Source organism: Curtobacterium sp. NPDC090217, from assembly GCF_044746705.1.
Lineage (GTDB): Bacteria > Actinomycetota > Actinomycetes > Actinomycetales > Microbacteriaceae > Curtobacterium.
On record NZ_JBIVCR010000001.1, the window covers coordinates 547,630 to 563,852 of the forward strand.

The following is a 16,223-nucleotide window of genomic DNA, read 5'->3' on the forward strand; positions in this document are numbered from 1 at the left end:
GACGGGCACGACCACCTCGACGCACTCCGCTGGTAGGGGCATGGTGGATGCATGACCACCACTGCAGCGCTGCGGGAACGCATCCAGTCCGAGCTCACCCGGCTCCGTGAGCAGCACGGCGTCCCGGGCGCCTCCGTGGCGATCGCGGTGGGGTCCGACGTCGTCGAAGCTGCCTCCGGCGTGCTGAACACCCGCACGGGGACCGCGGTCACCCCGTCGTCGCTGTTCCAGATCCAATCGATCACGAAGGTGTTCACCGCGACCCTCGTGCTGCAGCTCGTCGACGACGGGCTCGTCCAGCTCGACGAACCGGTCCGGACGTACCTGCCGGAGTTCCGCACGGCCGACGAGGCGGTCAGCGCCGGGATCACCGTCCGGCACCTCCTGACCCACACCGGAGGCTTCGAGGGCGACCTCTGGCAGCCCACGACCGACGGCCCGGACGCGCTCGACCGCTTCGTCCGCGACCTGGTGCGCCACGCTCCGCAGCACAGTGCGCCGGGGCAGCGGTGGGCCTACTGCAACGCCGGTTACGGCACGCTCGGGCGGCTGGTCGAGGTCACGCGGGGCACGACGTACGAGCAGGCACTCCGGCGGTTCCTGCTCGAGCCGCTCGGCATCGAGGACGTCGCCTTCTCCGCGAGCCAGGCCCTGGCGTACGGGACGGCGATCCCCCACGTCCACGGATCGGACACGGGCGAGCTCGGTCCGTCCCGCGAGTGGGCACTCATGCCGCCGTCGAACCCGGCCGCCGGCAACCAGCTCGCCATGTCCGCGCCTGGACTCCTCGCCCTCGGACGGCTCTTCCTGGCCGGCGGGGTGGGCCCGACCGGGCAGCAGGTGCTCTCGGGGACGTCGACCGCGATGATGCTCCGACCCGAGGTACCGATCCGCGGCATCGGCCCCGTGCCGTCGTTCCAGTCGCTGGGCTGGGCCCTGCTCCGGCCGGGCATCGCCGAGCACGGTGGCGGCGCCCCCGGCGTGGCCACCCAGCTGGCCATCGCAAAGGACGGGTCGGTGGCCGCTGCCGTCGTCACGAACGCCGACGCGGGAGGGCAGCTCGCGCGCGAGTTGCTGGACCCGGTGTTCGCCGAGTTCGCCGACATCGAGCCGACCCCGCCGCCGGCCGTCCCGGGGCCGACACGCCCGGTCCCCGACGCGACGCCGTACGTCGGTCGCTACGCCACCCGGCAGACCGAGTCCGAGGTCACCCGCGATGCGGATGGGCGGCTCTGGCTCACCGAGGAACCCGTGCGCGAGGGCGCGGCCATGTACCGCACCGCGGGGTCGTCGCCCACCGTCTCGAGGTACGAGCTCCGTCCGATCGACGCCGAGACGCTCGGACTGGTCGCCGACGAACAACTCGTCGGCAGCGTCGCGTTCCTCGAGCCCGACGAGCACGGCAGGTTCCGGTTGCTCGCCAGGGCCCGGATCGCCGAGCGGCGGTCCTGAGCGCGGTCTGCCTGCCGGCCACGCTCCGACTGGCAAGCTGGGACCGTGCACACCACGCTCGACTCCGCGACCGACGTCGTCACCGGCATCCGCTTCCCCGAAGGGAACCGCTGGCACGACGGGCGGCTGTGGTACTCGGACATGCACACCGGCGAGGTCTTCTCGATCGACCCGGACTCTGACTCGGATGCGGGACCACGGCTCGAGGCCACGGTCGACGGACAGTCCTCCGGCCTCGGATGGCTCGCCGACGGGCGGCTGATCGTCAGCGCAATGGAGTCCCGCACGGTCGTGGCCGTCGAGCCCGACGGGACCACGTCGGTGTTCGCCGACCTGTCGGCGGTCGAGTCGTCGCTCGTCAACGACCTGGTCGTCGACGACGTCACCGGCCGGACCTACATCGGCGCGTTCGGCTACGACCTCTACGGCGGCGAGGAACTGCGCCCGGGGCCCCTGTACGTCATCGAGCAGGACGGCTCCGTCCGCCTGGCAGCCGATGGCCTCGTCTTCCCGAACAGCGCGAACGTCCTCCCCGGCACGCGGACGTTGGTCGTCAGCGAGACGTGGGCGCACCGCCTGACCGCGTTCGACATCGCACCCGACGGGTCACTGAGCGGCCGGCGCGAGTGGGCGGCGCTGCCCGATGGTGTGACCCCCGACGGCAGCACGGTCGACGCCGAGGGGGCGATCTGGGTCTGCTCGGTCGACACCGGTGAGTTCCTCCGCGTCCTCGAGGGCGGCGAGGTCACCGACCGCATCGATGCCCCGGGTCGGTGCGCGATCGACTGCGCCCTCGGCGGACCGGATGGGCGGACGCTCTACCTCGCGACCGCGGACAGCTACGACCCGGCCACGACGGCGCGGACGCGGGACGGGCGCATCAGCGCCGTCCGCGTCGCGGTGCCGGGCCAGGCGGCCGGCCGCTGACGGTCCGGCCGGCGCTCCGGTGCCGGCCACGGACGGACGGGAGGCTCGTGGCGGGCCCGCACCGTGCCTCCCGTCCGGTGCGTGGTCGGGCCGGTCACCCGTCCAGGTGCGCGACGCGGCGGAGGAGCTCGAGGGCGAACCAGTCGCCGGTGTGGAGCCGCTGGTACAGGTAGGAGCTGGTCGCTCGTGCCTGCACGCAGGCGAGCGCGAGTTCGGCGTCGACGTCGGCGGCTGCCGCGAAGCGCCGGATCCGATCGCGGAACGCACGCTCCGGGTCGGGCGCGTCCAGCAGCGCCTCCCGCTTGCCCGCGGCGACGGTGAACGCGTCGTACGCAGCCGTGCCGCGCCAGCCCTTCGGGTCGATCGCCAACCACGGCTGCCGCTCCGCGCCCAGCACGTTGCCGAAGTGCAGGTCGCCGTGCAGCATCGTGGACGTCGACTCGTTCGACAGCGCCCGGATGGTGCTCCTCGCACGGTCGAGCACGGCCGTCGGCAGGGCGTCGGGGAGTGCGGCGACCTGCTGGTCGAGCTCGGCCTCCCAGCCCTCGGTCGTGTCGGCGAGCGCCGGCGTGCCCGCCGGTGCCGGGAACGCGAGCCGGCGAGCGAGGTCGCCCGCGATGTCGATTGCCTCCTCGGCCGTCGCGACACTGTCGAGCGACTGCGGCCCGGCCCGTTCCAGGAGCAGCGCGAAGGCGTCCTCGTCGGCGTCGAGGAGCCGGACCGCGCCGTCGCCAGCGAAGCTGCGGAGCGCATGCGGCTCGCTGCGGTTGCCCGGGTGCGGGAACGAGACCTTCAGCGCTGCTGGCACATCGCCCTGACGAACCGGCAGGACGACGGCGACCTCGCCGTGGGTCGGGGCACCGTCGAGCTCGCAGCCCCACTCGTCGAGCAGCCGCGAGACGATGACCGGCAGCTCGGCGAGCCAGGCGGTCCCGGCCGCTCCTTCGCGGCTCGTCGTCGCACGGGTCAGGCCGTCGGGGACGTCGATCATCCGGGACCCGCGATCCCGAGCTGTGCGAGAGCGGCATCCGCGCCGTGGACCGTGGCCCGCCAGTCCGGGCGTCGGAACCGCCGCCGATCGAGTCGGACGCGCACCTCGTCGACCGGCTCACCGGGGCGAGGTGCCACGCGCGTGACACCGTTCGGTTCGTAGCCGAGCGAGCGGGAGACCGCCAGTGACCGCTCGTTCCAGGACGCCGCGCTCGATTCCGCCCACTCCGCACCGAGCACGTCGAACGCGAAGAGCAGCAGGCCGGCACGCATCTCCGTTCCGAATCCCCGGCCCTGCGCGGACTTCGTCAGCCACGAGCCTGAGCCGACGGTCCGGCGATCGGCGAAACCGCGAGCGCTGAGGTCCTGCACGCCGACGAGTGCTCCGTCGACGTGGACCCCGAACGCGATCGACCAGTTCTCGGGCGACACCTGACGGAGGCTCCACTGGTACATCGCGAGGTTCCGGGGGATCTCCTCGGGGGCCGCATCCGTCCACGGCACACCGAACGGCATGCGGTCCGCGTCGTGGATGCCCTGCAGTGCGGCGACCGCCAGAGCGGGGAGGTCCTCGTCGCGGATCGGGCGGAGGGTGAGCCGCGGCGTCCTGATCTCGAGTGCGAACAGCGGCCAGACGTCGTCGATCCCCATACCGACGAAGGCTAACGTGGCCGCACGTCGGATCTCGGATCACAGCTCAGGTTCGGTCGAACTCCACGATCGCCGTCACGTGAGCGGTCGCCGTCACCATGCGCTGGTGCCACTCGCGGGGATCACCGTCACGCCGATCGACGTCCTGCCCGAAGTCGTCTCGCGCCCGGAACCGGATGGCGTCACCGTGGAACGCACCCACGGTCCCGCCTCGCGCGGCCACGAGCATCGGCCACGTGACGTCACTCGCGATCGAGGTCTCGCGGCTGTGCGTGACGATCGTCTGCGCGGTGGCACGGTTCATCAGGCGCATCGCGATCATCAGATCCCACCGGCCATCGAGTCCGTTCGCCAGTCCGTAGACGTGGTTGACGAGTTCCTCGGTGCGTCGGAGTCGCTCCGGCGCCTCCGCCATCGCGGCTGCGGAACGCCCGACGACGAGGAGGTCGTGGTCGCGTTCGGCCAGGCAGCGCTCCACCTCGTCCCGCGCGGTGCTCAGCCAGCGCAGGATGTGGTCGAGGTCGGAGTAGAACACCCGGGCGAGGCCACTCCCGACGCCGAGCGCGAGGGCGTCCTGCCGCGCCGTGCCGATCCCCACCGTGCCGGCACCGTGCTCGCCGAAGGACGTCGGCAGGTCGAGTGCCCGCAGCGCGTCGATGGTCGCCGGGTGGGTCTCTGCCGTCGCGTTCACTGCCAGGGCGCCGAACACCTCGGAGAGGCTGCGGCCCGCGTCCTCGATGCCCGGGGCGAACCGGCCCAGCGGGTCGTGGCAGGTCACGGCGAGCGCGACGTCGCTGGTGGTGCTCATCTCGACCGCCCGCCATCCGGGAACGGGACGTGCTCGCAGAACCCGACGGCCCTGCCATCGACGCCCGTGAGCGCTTCGATGACGAAGGCGTGCGTGACCACCAGCACCGCAACGCCGTCCCGGGGGAGTCGCGCGAGCGCTGCTGTTGCGCGCTCACGGATCTGCTCGGCCCCCTCCCAGCGTGCGCCAGCCTGCGGGACTCCGTGATGGTCGCGGAACTGCTGGGTCGCCCGCTGCCACCCGGCATGGGTCTCCGTTGCGGAGATGCCCGATTCCCACTCGCGGAGGTCGATGTCGACCGTCAGCGGGAGCCGTAACCGCAGCGCGATGATCGCCGCGGTCTGGAGCGTGCGGGTCATCGGTGAGCTCACGATCTCCGACAGACCGAGGCGCTCGAGCACTGCGGCGGTTTCGTGCGCCTGCTGTCGGCCCGCTCGCGACAACGGCGCGGTGTCCCGAGACCGGAAGTCGAGACCGCGTGCCTCGATCGCCTCGTAGTCCGGCTGCGCGTGCCGGAGCAGATGGATTCGGGACACCGCTCCACACTAGGACGGCTCCCTCGACAAGCGTGTCGAAACGCGGCACGCTCGGCTGCAGGACGAACGGGGGACGCAGTGAACCGAGTGGTGGCGTGGACTGCGGTTGCGGTCATCAGCACGCTGATCGTGGTCTTCTTCGCGATGTACCAGGTGAGCATCTGTGCGGATGCCGTGCCGGGGCACGGCGAGAGCGTGTGCACCTCCGGACCCGCGATCGGCGTTCCCGCCCTCTGGGTGGTGTCGATCATCGGCGCGGTCGTGGTCGCCGTTGCCGTGTGGCAGATCGTCCGAGCGTGGCGGGCCCTGCCACGATGACGTGGTGAACAGCGTCGTGCGCCTCATCCGCTCCGCAGCACTCAGCGACACGGCGGAGTACGCGTACGCGGCCACGGCACCCAGCGGCACGCGCTTCGTGTTCCTCGCGGGTGCCTGCCCGCTCGAGCCGGACGGTTCGACGGCGGCGGTCGGGGACTACGCCGGGCAAGCCGCGAAGTGCGTCGAGACGATGCAGGAGGCGCTCCGAGCCGCCGGCGCGACCATCGGGGACGTCATCAGCACGCGGGTGCTCGTCGCGTCCGCCCGACAGGCCGACCTCGTGGCCGCATGGGAGGTCGTACGGGACGCGTTCGGAACCCACGACGTCCCGAGCACACTGCTCGGCGTCACCGTCCTCGGCTACGACGACCAGCTCGTCGAGATCGAGGCAGTGGCAGCGGTTCGCGACGGCGAGCCCGCCGTCGGGTGACCCGCCTTCCCGCCGGCGTGACCGGCCCGATCAGCGGGTCGCGAGGAAGTCCGTCAAGGACGCCCGCGTCGCGACGAGTTCGTCGATCCGCTGCGTCATCTCGTCGCGCATCCGCTCCACGGTGTCCATCACGGCTTCCCGGTCGACGGTGTCGTGCCGGCCGGTCACACACGGTGAGATCTGTCGGACGTCGTCTCGCGAGAAGCCGATCTCGAACATGGTGCGGATCGTCCTCGCGAGCTCGACCGCCGGTTCGGAGTAGTTCCGGTAGCCGTTCGCCGAGCGCTCCGCGGTGAGCAGCCCCAGTTCCTCGTAGTAGCGGAGGGACCGGGGGCTGACGCCGGAGCGGGCGCTGAGTTCGCCGATGTTCATCCCGAGATCTCCTGCCCGCTTGACCTTCACATGATGTCAGACATTACCGTGACGGTCGACGAGGGACACCCGACCACGGCATCCCACCACGGAACGAGGAGCAGGACCATGCGGAAGACGATCGACGTCGGTGGACGTGCACGCACCATGACCATCGTCGGGGCCACGGCTGCCGACCGACCACGCGACCTGCTGCTGGTGCTGCACGGGTCGAGGCAGCAGGGCCAGTCCCACCGCGCCTTCACCGGGCGGATGTACGACGGATTCGCAGCCGACGGGGGTGCGGTCGTGGCGTACCTCGACGGACACCGTGGCAACTGGAACGACGCCAGGCGACAGAGCTCGTTCCCGGCCCGACTCGACGGCATCGACGACGTGGGTTTCGTCCGGGCAGCGATCGCGTCGCTCGTGGACTCGCACGGCATCGACCCGACGCGCGTCTTCGTCGTCGGCTACTCGAACGGCGGCCAGATGGTCATGCGCCTCGTCCACGAGGTGCCGGAGCTCCTCGCAGGCGCGACCGTCATCGCCGCGACGATGCCGGCGCCGGAGGACTTCCTCGCCGCCGATGCCCTCGCTGTCCCGATGCCGATGCTGCTCGTCCACGGCACGTCTGACCCGATCGTCCCGTTCGGCGGCGGCCCCATGAAGCGCTGGGCCGAACGCGCGTTCAAGGTGGGCGGCACGGCGCTCTCGGCGCCGGACACAGCTGCGTACTTCGCCCGGCGCAACGGCATCGCGGCAGCTCCGACGACCGCGCGTCGTGGCACCGGGAAGGTCTGGACGGAACAGGTCGACCACGCCGAACCCGGACATGCGCCCGTGCGGTTCCTCGCCGTGCACGGTGCCGGGCACACCGTGCCCGGGCCGAAGCGCGGTCCGTTCGTCATCGGCCGGACGGAGCGCAGTTGGTCGATGGCCGACGAGATCGCGACCTTCTTCGGGGTCAGGACGCGCGCTGCGAGCGGGACCCGCTGACCGACGTGGGGCTCACGACAGCTCCACCCGGTCGTGCGGCACGGCGGCGAACCGCTGACCGGGGTACCGCAGGCCCGCGAAGTACATGTTCGTGTGCGCGACGATCTGCTCGCCGCTGATGACGACGCCGTCGTGCTCGGCGTCCGTCGTCGTGTGCGCATCGGACACCAGCGTGACGTCGAACCCGCGTGCCGCCGCTGCCTGCGTGGTCGTCCGGACGCAGTAGTCGCTCTGCGCCCCGGTGACGACGAGGTGCTGCACGCCCAGCCCGTCGAGCACCTCGGCCAGGTCCGTACCGGCGAAGGAGTCCCGGAACTCCTTCCGCACGAGCGGTTCGTCGGCACTGCGCACGAGCGGTTCCGCCAGCGCCCAGCCGTCTGACCCCTCGGCGAAGTCGTCGTGGTCCTGCACCCAGACGACCGGCACCCCCTCGGCACGGGCACGATCGACGAGCCGAGCGACGCGGTCGAGCACGGCGTCGGCCTCGAAGCAGTCCACGACGACACCGCGCTGCAGGTCGATGACGAGCAGAGCGCTGGAGACGGTCACAGCGCAAGTGTCCCATTGCACGCCCGACTCTGGCATCGTCGAGCCGTGCGCCCGTCGACGATCCTCCTCGCCGCCATCACCGTCGTCTTCGGAGTCGCGACGGTCGTCCTCGCGGTCCTGATCGGTCCCGACGAGGGACAGGCCCTGTCCACCGAGCTCCGTCTCGGCATCCTCGTCACCGTCGCGTTCGGCGTCGCCTGCGTCACCACCGAGGTCAACCACCGCCGGCGGGCACGCCTCCGGCACAAGACCGACGCCCATCCCGGCACCGCGTTCGTCACCGCGCACGCGACGGATTCCACGGCCGCCGACCTCGCCGCCTGGAACCCCAGCCTGCGCATCTGGTTCCCGTGCGACCTCGGCTTCGACCGGACGGGGATCAGGAGCTGGTCGACGCGCGACGACGGGCAGGGGATGCCGATCGCGCTCCGCTCGGAGGTCCTCGGCTTCGACGTGTTCAGCGAGCCCACGCCGCGCGGTGTCGCGTACCGATGGGGGATCGTGGTCCGCCTCGCGCCGAGGAGGTCGGGCCCCGGAGCGGTCCACCTCTGGGTGGCCGACGACCAGCCGGCGCAGGACGAGTACGCGATGCGCCGGACGATCCGTCGGATCGAGTCCGCACTCGGCACCGGTCGCTGACCGGCACGGTCCGGTGGCGGTGAGCGGTCACCGGACGGGAGGCTCGTGGCGGCCTGGCACCGAGCCTCCTGTCCGGTGCGGGACGCGTGAGCGGTGCCGGTTCAGCTCCCCGACGCACCGGACCGGTTCAGCCGGTCTGCGGCACGGCCGAGCAGCCAGTTCACCGCCCAGCCGGCGAAACCGATCACCGGCAGGAACAGGACGGCCACGGTCCAGGCGACCTTGACGACGTCCGACCGGCGCGGATCACGCCACACCTGGACCAGCGCGACCGCGTCCAGCGCCAGGATCAGCGCCATCACCAGCAGGTGCAGTCCACTCAGGTTCTCGAGCACGTCGTCCTCCATCCGTCGCCCAACAGGTCGACGGCAACGTTACGAAGGCGTCGACGGCATCGCGTCCCTCGCGCGAACGACATCGCCCGTCCTCCCCGGGTGATCGCGGCTGCCCTGCAGACGGCAGCCGCGACCCATCGGATTCACTCCCCACCACGAGTCTGCGTCGGCCGGTCGGCCAGGGACATCCACCGAGAGGACGAATTCCGTGCCGAGGTCAGAGACCGACGCTGCCCTGAGAGATCCCGCCGTCGATCGTCACCGTCGTGCTCGTCATGTACGCGGCCTTCCCGGACGCCAGGAAGACGACGACCTCGGCGATCTCGTGCGGCTTCGCCGGCCGTCCGAGCGGGATGGCCGCGTCGAGCTGCTCGAGCTTGTCGGGATCGGACGTCGTCGACGTGTTGATCGGGGTGTCCACCGCGCCGGGGGCGATGTTCACGATCCGGACACCGTGCGGGCCGAGCTCGACGCCACCGCTCCGCGCGAGCATGCGCATCCCGCCCTTCGACACGCAGTACGCGAGGTTGCCCGGCATCGGCCAGTCCTCGTGCACGCTGGAGATGTTCAGGACCAGACCGCCGGAACCCTGCGCGATGAACTGCTTGGCGGCCGCCTGCGTCCCGAAGAACGCGCTCTTCATGTTGACGGCCATCACCTTGTCGTACCCCTCCTCGGTCTCCTCGAGCAGGGATTTCCGGTCCTCGATGCCCGCGTTGTTGACCAGGACGTCGAGGGACCCGAACGAGTCGACGGCCTTCTGCACCATGCGGTGCAGATCGGCCGAGGTCGTGATGTCCGCGTCGACCCCGACCGCGTGACCGCCGGCCTGCTCGATCCGGTCGATCAGCGAGTCCGTCTCGTCCGGATGTGCGACGTAGTCGATGACGATGTTCGCGCCTTCGGCAGCGGCGGCGAGGCAGATCTGCTCGCCGATCCCGCTGTTCCCGCCGGTGACGACGATGGTCTTGCCCTCGAGCAGCATGCGGACTCCTTGTGTGGGGGATGGTGCGTCCCACGGTGCTCCGCCGCGGCTGGGGTCGCCCGCACGATCCGCTGAAGCATCGCGCAGGCGGGGCGCTGCGGTGACCGGGCGACGGCCCGGTTCAGAGTTCGCGCCGCCGGTACACGCGCACGGCGACCGCAGCAGACCCGACGAACAGCGCGCCCACCGCCACGAGCACGAGCGCCGCGAGCCACGGTGCCGGTGTGAGGACGTCCGCGGGGCCGATCCCGTCGAACCACCCGGTCTGCCCGACGATGAACCCGACGACCGCGATGATGCCGACCGGGATGTAGATCATCGGCCGACCGCGGGTGAACCCCAGTGCGAAGAACCACGGCAGTTGGACGGCGAACGAGATCCCGACGCAGGCGGCAGCTCCGAGGAGCATCGTCGCGACGAGCGGCCACCCGATGTCCTGGTGGCGGACCGCCCCCATCACGAGCGTCGTCGCCGTCCCGATGCCCACCGCGACGACCGCGAACACCAGCATCGACAGGTAGCGACCGAGCACGACGGCGGTGCGGCCGATCGGTGCGATGCCGTAGAGGGTGTCGAGCCGGCCGCGCTCGTCGCCCTGGAAGGGGATCGACGCCGAGACCGCCGCGACGACGGCCCCCACGGCGATGCCCATGCCCGGGACCGGCAGGGTGACGCAGCACACGACGGTGAAGAGCAACGGCAGCAGCACGCGCAGGGGCTGCGTGCGAGCCATCGCGACGAGGTCGAACCGAGCGAAGCGGATGACGGCGGCACTCATGCGGTGATCTCCTTCCTGGTGGAACGGGTGTCCCCGGCGAGGTGCACGACCACGTCGTCGGTGGTGGCCTGGTCGATGACGACGTCCGGCCCGAACCAAGCCGTGTCGTCGGAGCGGATGAGTCCTTCCCACCGACCGGTGGTGTCGTGCCGCACGCCGATCGTCGACGGCCGTGCCACCTCGGGGAACGGACCGGCACCGCGTACGACGGCGAAGCGCTCGTGCAGTTCGTCGACGGCACCCTCGTACGCGACCGTCCCACCGGCGAGGACCACGAGGTGGTCGGCGAGGTCGTCGAGCTCCTCGGTGATGTGCGTCGAGAACAGCACCGTGTGGCCGGGGTCGAGGACGAACTCCCGGATCGTGTCGGCGAGTTCGCGCCGTGCCACGGGGTCGAGGCCGCTCGACGGCTCGTCGAGCACGAGCAGCTCCGGGTCGTGCGCGAGCGCCATCGCGAGCGAGAGCTTCACGGTCTGCCCGCGCGAGAGTCCGCCGACCCGGTTCCCGGCGGGGACGTCGTAGCGGTCGAGGAGGTCGCGGAAGCGGCGGTCGTCCCACCGCTCGTAGAGCAGTCCGGCGTACCGGCCGACAGCACCCACCTTCCATTCCGGGGCCGCACTCACCTGGTCGAGCACGACGCCGATCCGCTCGCGGACCGCGGCGTCCTGCGGGGTGCCTGTACCGAAGAGCCCGACGGAGCCGGAGTCCGTGCCGACCAGGCCGAGGATGCTCTTGACGAGGGTCGTCTTCCCGGCGCCGTTCGGCCCGACCAGCCCGGTCACGAGCCCGGTCGGGACCGTGACGTCGACGTCGTGCAGGGCGAACGTCCCCTGCCGTCTGTGGAGGGAACGGACCGCGATCGCGGTGTCGGTCAGTGTCGGTTCCATGCGTCTTCGACCTTCCGTCGGATGTCGTCGATGGTCATGCGTGCTGCGCGGGCCGCCTGGACGAGTTCGTCGGTCGCGCCGTCGACCCGTGCGGCGAGGGCGGACCCCGCGGCCCCGGCGTCCACGGCTCGGACCACGAAGCCGCGGCCGTGCTCGTTCCGGACGAGCCCCTCGGCCACGAGGTCGTTGTAGGCGCGCGTCACGGTGATGACGCTGACCCGCAGTTCGAGGGCGAGCTGGCGGAGCGACGGCAGGAGCGCACCCTCGGCGAGCTCCCCGGCGTGCACCGCGTTGCGGACTTGGGTCTTGATCTGTTCGTACATCGGCACCGAACTGGTGCTCGAGAGGATGATCCGCAAGCCGTGCTCCAACTGTTTATGTACAGCAGAACAGTACGCAACCGGCAACGGCCAGTCAAGAGGAGCACGATGATGTCGTGACCGATGCGACGACGACGGTGTTCGGGCGAGACGTACGGACGTGGTCGACCCGACCGGGCGAACGGCTCGCCCGCGCGCACCGGAAGGTCGCACAACGGGTCGGCGGGCGCGCGGCGTCCACGCTCGGGCTCGTCGCCGGAGGCGTCGTCGTCGCGATGAGCACCGCCGCCGCGATCGCCGTCTACGACGACGTGACCGGTCGGTCCGGGGTGCAGCGACTCGACGGTCCGGCGCTCCGACTCGCGAAGCGCCTCCGCTCACCGTCGGTCAACACCGCCGCCGGCTCGATCGCGTACGGGTTCGGACCGGTCGGCATGCCACTGCTCACGCTCGGGACCGGCGCCGTGTTGGCGCTGCGATCCCGCACAGCCACACCGCTCGCGTTCGTCGCGGCTGCCGGCGGTGGCTCCCTGACGATGACGTTGCTCGGGAAGCGGATCGTCCACCGCAACCGGCCGCCCCGTCGTGAAGCGGCCCCGCCGTACGAACACTCGCCGTCGTTCCCGTCCGGACACACCATCAACGCGGCCTCGGTGGGCGCGGTCGTCGCGTACCTGCTCATGCTGCAGCAGCGGCGGCGAGGGAACGAGGTCGCCCTCGCCACCGCCGCCGGCACGACCATCGCCGCAGTGGGAGCGTCCCGGGTCCTGCTCGGCGCGCACTGGTTCACCGACGTCGTGATGGGGTGGACCACCGGCCTCGGCTGGGCGACCGCGGTCATCACCGCGCACCGACTCCACCTGTCGCTCTCCGAGGACCGGGCGGGCGACGCGGGCCAGGCCGACTGAACGGACGACGGGAGGCGCGGTGCCAGCTGGCACCGCACCTCCCGTCCTGTGTCGTGACCGGATCAGACCGCCGCGGTCGCCTCGTCACGGTGCGGCAGCTTCCAGCCCGGCCGCACGAAGTGGCAGGTGTAGCCGGCCGGGTACTTCTCGAGGTAGTCCTGGTGCTCCTCCTCGGCCTCCCAGAAGGCTCCGGCGGGCTCCACCTCGGTGACGACCCGGCCTGGCCAGATCCCCGAGGCGTCGACGTCCGCGATCGTGTCGCGTGCGACCCGCTCCTGCTCGGGTGAGGTGAAGAAGATCGCCGAACGGTAGCTGCGGCCGACGTCGTTGCCCTGGCGGTCCTTCGTCGACGGGTCGTGGATCTGGAAGAAGAACTCGAGCAGGTCGCGGTACGAGATCACGGACGGGTCGAACACGATCTCGACCGACTCAGCATGGTCGCCGTGGTTCCGGTAGGTCGCGTTCGGGGTGTCGCCACCCGAGTAGCCGACGCGGGTGCTGATGACGCCGGGTCGACGACGGAGGAGCTGCTGCGCTCCCCAGAAGCAGCCGCCGGCGAGGATGGCGGTTTCGGTGGTGGTCATGCTGGCCTCCTTCGGTCGTGCCACTGGTTCGGGCACTGCTCGATGCAACACGGGACGGGCGTTCCCTGTTCCCGTCGTCCGGGGCAGAGTCGGATCATGTCATCCTCCCGCCGGCTGCTGCACGCCCCTCGTGGGGTGTCGCTGACCGTCGCGTCGGGAAAGGCTGCGACCCGATCGTCACTGGTGCTCCTGCACGGATCGGACGGCCACGAGACCGACCTGCCGCCGCTTGCCGGTCGCGTCGCGCTCGGCAGCGCGACGATCGCACTCCGTGGCGCCGCGACGACCCCGCTCGGCCACGCGTTCTTCGACCGGCGAGCAGACCGGGCGATCGACGAAGCGCTGGTCCGCGACCGCATCGATCCGGTCGTCGATGCGATCGAGTTCGCGGGGTCCCTGGTCGGAGGGGATCGGCGCAGGTGGGTGATCGGCTTCTCGAACGGAGCGGTGATGGCAGCAGCCCTGGTCGAGACACGGCCGGACCTGTTCGCCGCAGCGGTCCTCATCCGCCCGGCAGCGCCGTTCCGCTCGGGACCGGTCCCGGTGCGCCTCTCGATGCCGATCCTGGTGCTCGATGCCCGCCACGATGCACGTCGGGTGCCGGAGGACGGGATCGACGTGGCGAGCAGGCTCCGGGACGCGGGCGCCACCGTCCAGCACACGACACTCGACGTCGGCCACGGCATCACCCCTGCCGACGAGGACGTGGTGCGCGCCTGGCTCGCTCAGCAGATCCCTTGACAAGACCGTCGACAACGGCAACCATTTGGTTGCATGAAGGATCGCATCGAGTCGAGCGTGGACATCACCGCCAGCCGTGCGCGAGTGTGGGAACTCGTCTCCGAGCCCGGGTGGTGGATCAACACCGGCACCCTCGGCGGCCATCGGATCGAGCGCAGTGGAGCGGAGTGGACGGTGACCGATGCCACGCTCGGTGCCTTCACGGTCGGCGTCGTCGCGCTGGAACCGATGACGAGGGCGGTCTTCACGTGGCAACCCGGGGGCGACGACGTCCCGCGCACGACGGTGGAGTTCACGCTGACGACCGTTGATCCGGACACCGTGCGCGTGTCCGTCGTGGAGAGTGGCTTCGCGCAGATGGACCCGGATCAGCACCGACGCAACTACGGGGACAACGTGTCCGGCTGGACCGAGGAGCTCGGGCTGCTCCGGCAGCGGTCGGAGCGCGAGTCCGATGCCCCTCGCCCCTGAGACGCGGAGCGTCCTCGCCGCGCTCTCGGACCCCACCCGTGTCACCATCTTCGACGCCCTGTCGCGCTCTCCCGCGAGCATCACGACGCTGTCGCGCGATCTGCCCATCACGCGTCAGGCGACGACCAAGCACCTCGCGGTCCTCGAGACGGTCGGCCTGGTCCGGTCGCAACGCGTCGGACGCCAGACCGTCTACGAAGCCGTGACCGCACCCTTGGAGCCGGCCGTCGCCGACCTTTCGGAGTCCGTCTCCACCTGGACCAGCCAGCTCGCCCTGCTGAAGCGGGTGGCCGAAGCGCAGCTGTGACCGCTCGTCACGCGTTCCGAGCACCGGACGGGAGGCACGGGTCGGGTCCGCACCGAGCCTCCAGTCCGGCAGGTGGCGGTGCGTTCACCGCCGGTCAAGTCGACGGATCAGGCGCGGCTGGCGCGTCGGCGGTGACGGGCGACCACGGTGAGTGCGGTGCCGGCGGCGAGCAGCGCTCCCGCGATCCCGAGGGGGACGGTGGGGTCGGTGCCGGTGGAGGCGAGCTCACCGCCCGGTCCGTTGCCGGCGCGGACGGCTTCCGCGGTCGGCGTGCACTGGGCGGGCGTCGGCGCGGCTGCCGACGGCGTGAGTGTGCGCCCGTGCTCTACGACATGAAGCTCATCCTCGAGGCCATTCACGATCCGCGTCGGCGACTCCGGCTCACGCCCCGCACGACGTCGGCCGGCGAAGAGCACTGGTCGTTCGCGCACTGAGCGATCAGCGACGAGCCGAGGTCTCCTCAGTGGCTGCAGGTGCGTGTGCCGCTGGCGCTCACGACTTGCTCTCTCCTCAGCCGTTGTAGTCGCAGGACGCGCTGGCGTACTGCCCGGTCGAGGTATTCGTCGAGATCTGCTCGCCATCAACCTTCACGGTGCAGGTCACCGTGTTGCCGGTCTGTCCGTTCGTCGCGGTCACGGAGCCGTAGGAATCTCCCTTCACCGTGATGTCCTTCGTGAACGGTAACGACGGGTTCGAGGCCTGCTCGGAGCCTCCGCCCGTGGTGTAGGAGATGTTCGCGTCGGTGGAGTCTCCTGTCACCTCGATCGTCACAGTGTGTTCCTTGTCGAAGGACTCGGCCGACGCAGACGAGATGGACTCGGCGACGCTGTTGATCGCGGCGGAGTAGAGCGCCTGGGTCGACAGTCCGACGATGACGGAGAGCGCGCCGAGGACCACACCCGTGATGGCGAGGCCGCGCCGTCGGTGCTTCACCACCAATCCGATGATGCCGAAGATGAGCGCGATTACGCCGAGGACGATCGAGACGTTGTTCACGATCGGGATCGCGCATCCGATGATCGCAACGATCCCGACGATCAGGGCGACCAGGCCGAAGGGGTTTCCCCGACGTTGGGCATCTGGAGTCTCCTGCGGCGGCTGGAAGGGGCTCGGCTGCCCAGGGGACTGCGCAGGGTACTGGTCGGGAACGTTGCTCATAGCGACAACATCTCAATATATGCGACAGCTGAGTAGCCCCAAAGCTGGGGCTACTCGCACACCGGTCAACGCTGGTGGCGGTGGACCGCGCGCTGCCGC

General features: G+C 70.8%; 24 protein-coding genes. 10 read left to right on the forward strand and 14 right to left on the reverse strand.

The genetic code is table 11. The features are described from left to right. Nucleotides 1-51 precede the first annotated feature (51 nt). Nucleotides 52-1,452 (forward strand): serine hydrolase domain-containing protein, encoded by a 1,401-nt coding sequence (locus tag ACIPJ2_RS02760; protein ID WP_402727454.1) that lies wholly within the window; start codon nt 52-54, stop codon nt 1,450-1,452. A 45-nt stretch (nt 1,453-1,497) separates the two neighbouring features. Continuing rightward, nucleotides 1,498-2,379 carry an SMP-30/gluconolactonase/LRE family protein gene (locus ACIPJ2_RS02765; RefSeq protein ID WP_402727455.1) on the forward strand — a complete coding sequence of 294 codons (882 nt, stop codon included), beginning with the start codon at nt 1,498-1,500 and terminating at the stop codon, nt 2,377-2,379. Nucleotides 2,380-2,473: 94 nt separating this feature from the next. Here ACIPJ2_RS02765 and ACIPJ2_RS02770 read toward each other — a convergent pair whose 3' ends face one another. From ACIPJ2_RS02770 to ACIPJ2_RS02785, 4 genes are read right to left on the reverse strand one after another with little or no spacing between them, the layout of a single operon-like run. Further along, complete coding sequence (locus tag ACIPJ2_RS02770) at nt 2,474-3,370, reverse strand: aminoglycoside phosphotransferase family protein (protein ID WP_402727456.1); 897 nt, start codon at nt 3,368-3,370, stop codon at nt 2,474-2,476. Then, nucleotides 3,367-4,020, reverse strand: coding sequence for a GNAT family N-acetyltransferase (locus ACIPJ2_RS02775; protein ID WP_402727457.1), 654 nt, complete (start codon nt 4,018-4,020; stop codon nt 3,367-3,369). The genes ACIPJ2_RS02770 and ACIPJ2_RS02775 overlap by 4 nt, the downstream gene beginning before the upstream one ends. Before the next feature lie 46 nt (nt 4,021-4,066). Next, nucleotides 4,067-4,828 carry a hypothetical protein gene (locus tag ACIPJ2_RS02780; RefSeq protein WP_402727458.1) on the reverse strand — a complete coding sequence of 254 codons (762 nt, stop codon included), beginning with the start codon at nt 4,826-4,828 and terminating at the stop codon, nt 4,067-4,069. Next, nucleotides 4,825-5,364 (reverse strand): histidine phosphatase family protein, encoded by a 540-nt coding sequence (locus ACIPJ2_RS02785; protein ID WP_402727459.1) that lies wholly within the window; start codon nt 5,362-5,364, stop codon nt 4,825-4,827. The genes ACIPJ2_RS02780 and ACIPJ2_RS02785 overlap by 4 nt, the downstream gene beginning before the upstream one ends. Nucleotides 5,365-5,442: 78 nt before the next feature. Between ACIPJ2_RS02785 and ACIPJ2_RS02790 the strand changes: the two genes are divergently transcribed. Next, the gene (locus ACIPJ2_RS02790; protein WP_402727460.1) at nt 5,443-5,682 is read left to right on the forward strand and encodes a hypothetical protein; all 240 of its coding nucleotides are present in this window, start codon (nt 5,443-5,445) and stop codon (nt 5,680-5,682) included. 4 nt (nt 5,683-5,686) lie between these two features. Further along, nucleotides 5,687-6,112 carry a RidA family protein gene (locus ACIPJ2_RS02795; RefSeq protein WP_402727461.1) on the forward strand — a complete coding sequence of 142 codons (426 nt, stop codon included), beginning with the start codon at nt 5,687-5,689 and terminating at the stop codon, nt 6,110-6,112. Nucleotides 6,113-6,142: 30 nt separating this feature from the next. Here ACIPJ2_RS02795 and ACIPJ2_RS02800 read toward each other — a convergent pair whose 3' ends face one another. Further along, nucleotides 6,143-6,484 carry a MerR family transcriptional regulator gene (locus ACIPJ2_RS02800; RefSeq protein ID WP_281266238.1) on the reverse strand — a complete coding sequence of 114 codons (342 nt, stop codon included), beginning with the start codon at nt 6,482-6,484 and terminating at the stop codon, nt 6,143-6,145. Between the two features lie 108 nt (nt 6,485-6,592). On the opposite strand from ACIPJ2_RS02800, the gene ACIPJ2_RS02805 reads away from it, so the two are divergent. Further along, a complete protein-coding gene (locus ACIPJ2_RS02805; RefSeq protein WP_402727462.1) occupies nt 6,593-7,462 on the forward strand; it encodes an alpha/beta hydrolase family esterase in 870 nt (289 codons plus the stop codon). Between the two features lie 12 nt (nt 7,463-7,474). Here ACIPJ2_RS02805 and ACIPJ2_RS02810 read toward each other — a convergent pair whose 3' ends face one another. Next, complete coding sequence (locus ACIPJ2_RS02810) at nt 7,475-8,011, reverse strand: cysteine hydrolase family protein (RefSeq protein WP_402727463.1); 537 nt, start codon at nt 8,009-8,011, stop codon at nt 7,475-7,477. A gap of 45 nt (nt 8,012-8,056) precedes the next feature. On the opposite strand from ACIPJ2_RS02810, the gene ACIPJ2_RS02815 reads away from it, so the two are divergent. After that, on the forward strand, nt 8,057-8,650 hold the full coding sequence (locus tag ACIPJ2_RS02815; RefSeq protein WP_402727464.1) for a hypothetical protein: 594 nt from the start codon (nt 8,057-8,059) through the stop codon (nt 8,648-8,650). Between the two features lie 101 nt (nt 8,651-8,751). Here ACIPJ2_RS02815 and ACIPJ2_RS02820 read toward each other — a convergent pair whose 3' ends face one another. The 5 genes from ACIPJ2_RS02820 to ACIPJ2_RS02840 all read right to left on the reverse strand — a co-directional run bounded on the left by ACIPJ2_RS02820 (nt 8,752) and on the right by ACIPJ2_RS02840 (nt 11,994). After that, nucleotides 8,752-8,985 carry a PLDc N-terminal domain-containing protein gene (locus ACIPJ2_RS02820; protein WP_402727465.1) on the reverse strand — a complete coding sequence of 78 codons (234 nt, stop codon included), beginning with the start codon at nt 8,983-8,985 and terminating at the stop codon, nt 8,752-8,754. Nucleotides 8,986-9,202: 217 nt separating this feature from the next. After that, nucleotides 9,203-9,970: an SDR family NAD(P)-dependent oxidoreductase gene (locus tag ACIPJ2_RS02825; protein WP_402727466.1), complete on the reverse strand. Its 768-nt coding sequence runs from the start codon at nt 9,968-9,970 to the stop codon at nt 9,203-9,205. Nucleotides 9,971-10,091: 121 nt separating this feature from the next. After that, on the reverse strand, nt 10,092-10,748 hold the full coding sequence (locus tag ACIPJ2_RS02830; RefSeq protein WP_402727467.1) for an ABC-2 transporter permease: 657 nt from the start codon (nt 10,746-10,748) through the stop codon (nt 10,092-10,094). Beyond that, on the reverse strand, nt 10,745-11,635 hold the full coding sequence (locus ACIPJ2_RS02835; protein WP_402727468.1) for an ABC transporter ATP-binding protein: 891 nt from the start codon (nt 11,633-11,635) through the stop codon (nt 10,745-10,747). The genes ACIPJ2_RS02830 and ACIPJ2_RS02835 overlap by 4 nt, the downstream gene beginning before the upstream one ends. After that, nucleotides 11,620-11,994 (reverse strand): GntR family transcriptional regulator, encoded by a 375-nt coding sequence (locus ACIPJ2_RS02840; protein WP_281266246.1) that lies wholly within the window; start codon nt 11,992-11,994, stop codon nt 11,620-11,622. The genes ACIPJ2_RS02835 and ACIPJ2_RS02840 overlap by 16 nt, the downstream gene beginning before the upstream one ends. A gap of 77 nt (nt 11,995-12,071) precedes the next feature. Here ACIPJ2_RS02840 and ACIPJ2_RS02845 point away from each other — a divergent pair, with 77 nt between their 5' ends. Further along, on the forward strand, nt 12,072-12,863 hold the full coding sequence (locus ACIPJ2_RS02845; protein WP_402727469.1) for a phosphatase PAP2 family protein: 792 nt from the start codon (nt 12,072-12,074) through the stop codon (nt 12,861-12,863). A 62-nt stretch (nt 12,864-12,925) separates the two neighbouring features. Here the strand turns inward: ACIPJ2_RS02845 and msrA are convergent, their stop codons facing one another. Next, entirely contained in the window at nt 12,926-13,447 is a 522-nt protein-coding gene (gene msrA / locus ACIPJ2_RS02850) for a peptide-methionine (S)-S-oxide reductase MsrA (protein WP_402727470.1), read from the reverse strand. 96 nt (nt 13,448-13,543) lie between these two features. On the opposite strand from msrA, the gene ACIPJ2_RS02855 reads away from it, so the two are divergent. From ACIPJ2_RS02855 to ACIPJ2_RS02865, 3 genes are read left to right on the forward strand one after another with little or no spacing between them, the layout of a single operon-like run. Continuing rightward, nucleotides 13,544-14,188: an alpha/beta hydrolase gene (locus ACIPJ2_RS02855; protein ID WP_402727471.1), complete on the forward strand. Its 645-nt coding sequence runs from the start codon at nt 13,544-13,546 to the stop codon at nt 14,186-14,188. A 33-nt stretch (nt 14,189-14,221) separates the two neighbouring features. Then, a complete protein-coding gene (locus ACIPJ2_RS02860; RefSeq protein WP_402727472.1) occupies nt 14,222-14,659 on the forward strand; it encodes an SRPBCC domain-containing protein in 438 nt (145 codons plus the stop codon). Continuing rightward, nucleotides 14,643-14,966 carry an ArsR/SmtB family transcription factor gene (locus ACIPJ2_RS02865; protein ID WP_402727473.1) on the forward strand — a complete coding sequence of 108 codons (324 nt, stop codon included), beginning with the start codon at nt 14,643-14,645 and terminating at the stop codon, nt 14,964-14,966. The genes ACIPJ2_RS02860 and ACIPJ2_RS02865 overlap by 17 nt, the downstream gene beginning before the upstream one ends. 107 nt (nt 14,967-15,073) lie before the next feature. Here ACIPJ2_RS02865 and ACIPJ2_RS02870 read toward each other — a convergent pair whose 3' ends face one another. Beyond that, nucleotides 15,074-15,397 (reverse strand): LPXTG cell wall anchor domain-containing protein, encoded by a 324-nt coding sequence (locus tag ACIPJ2_RS02870; protein WP_402727474.1) that lies wholly within the window; start codon nt 15,395-15,397, stop codon nt 15,074-15,076. 79 nt (nt 15,398-15,476) lie between these two features. After that, entirely contained in the window at nt 15,477-16,124 is a 648-nt protein-coding gene (locus ACIPJ2_RS02875) for a DUF308 domain-containing protein (protein ID WP_402727475.1), read from the reverse strand. Between the last annotated feature and the right edge of the window lie 99 nt (nt 16,125-16,223).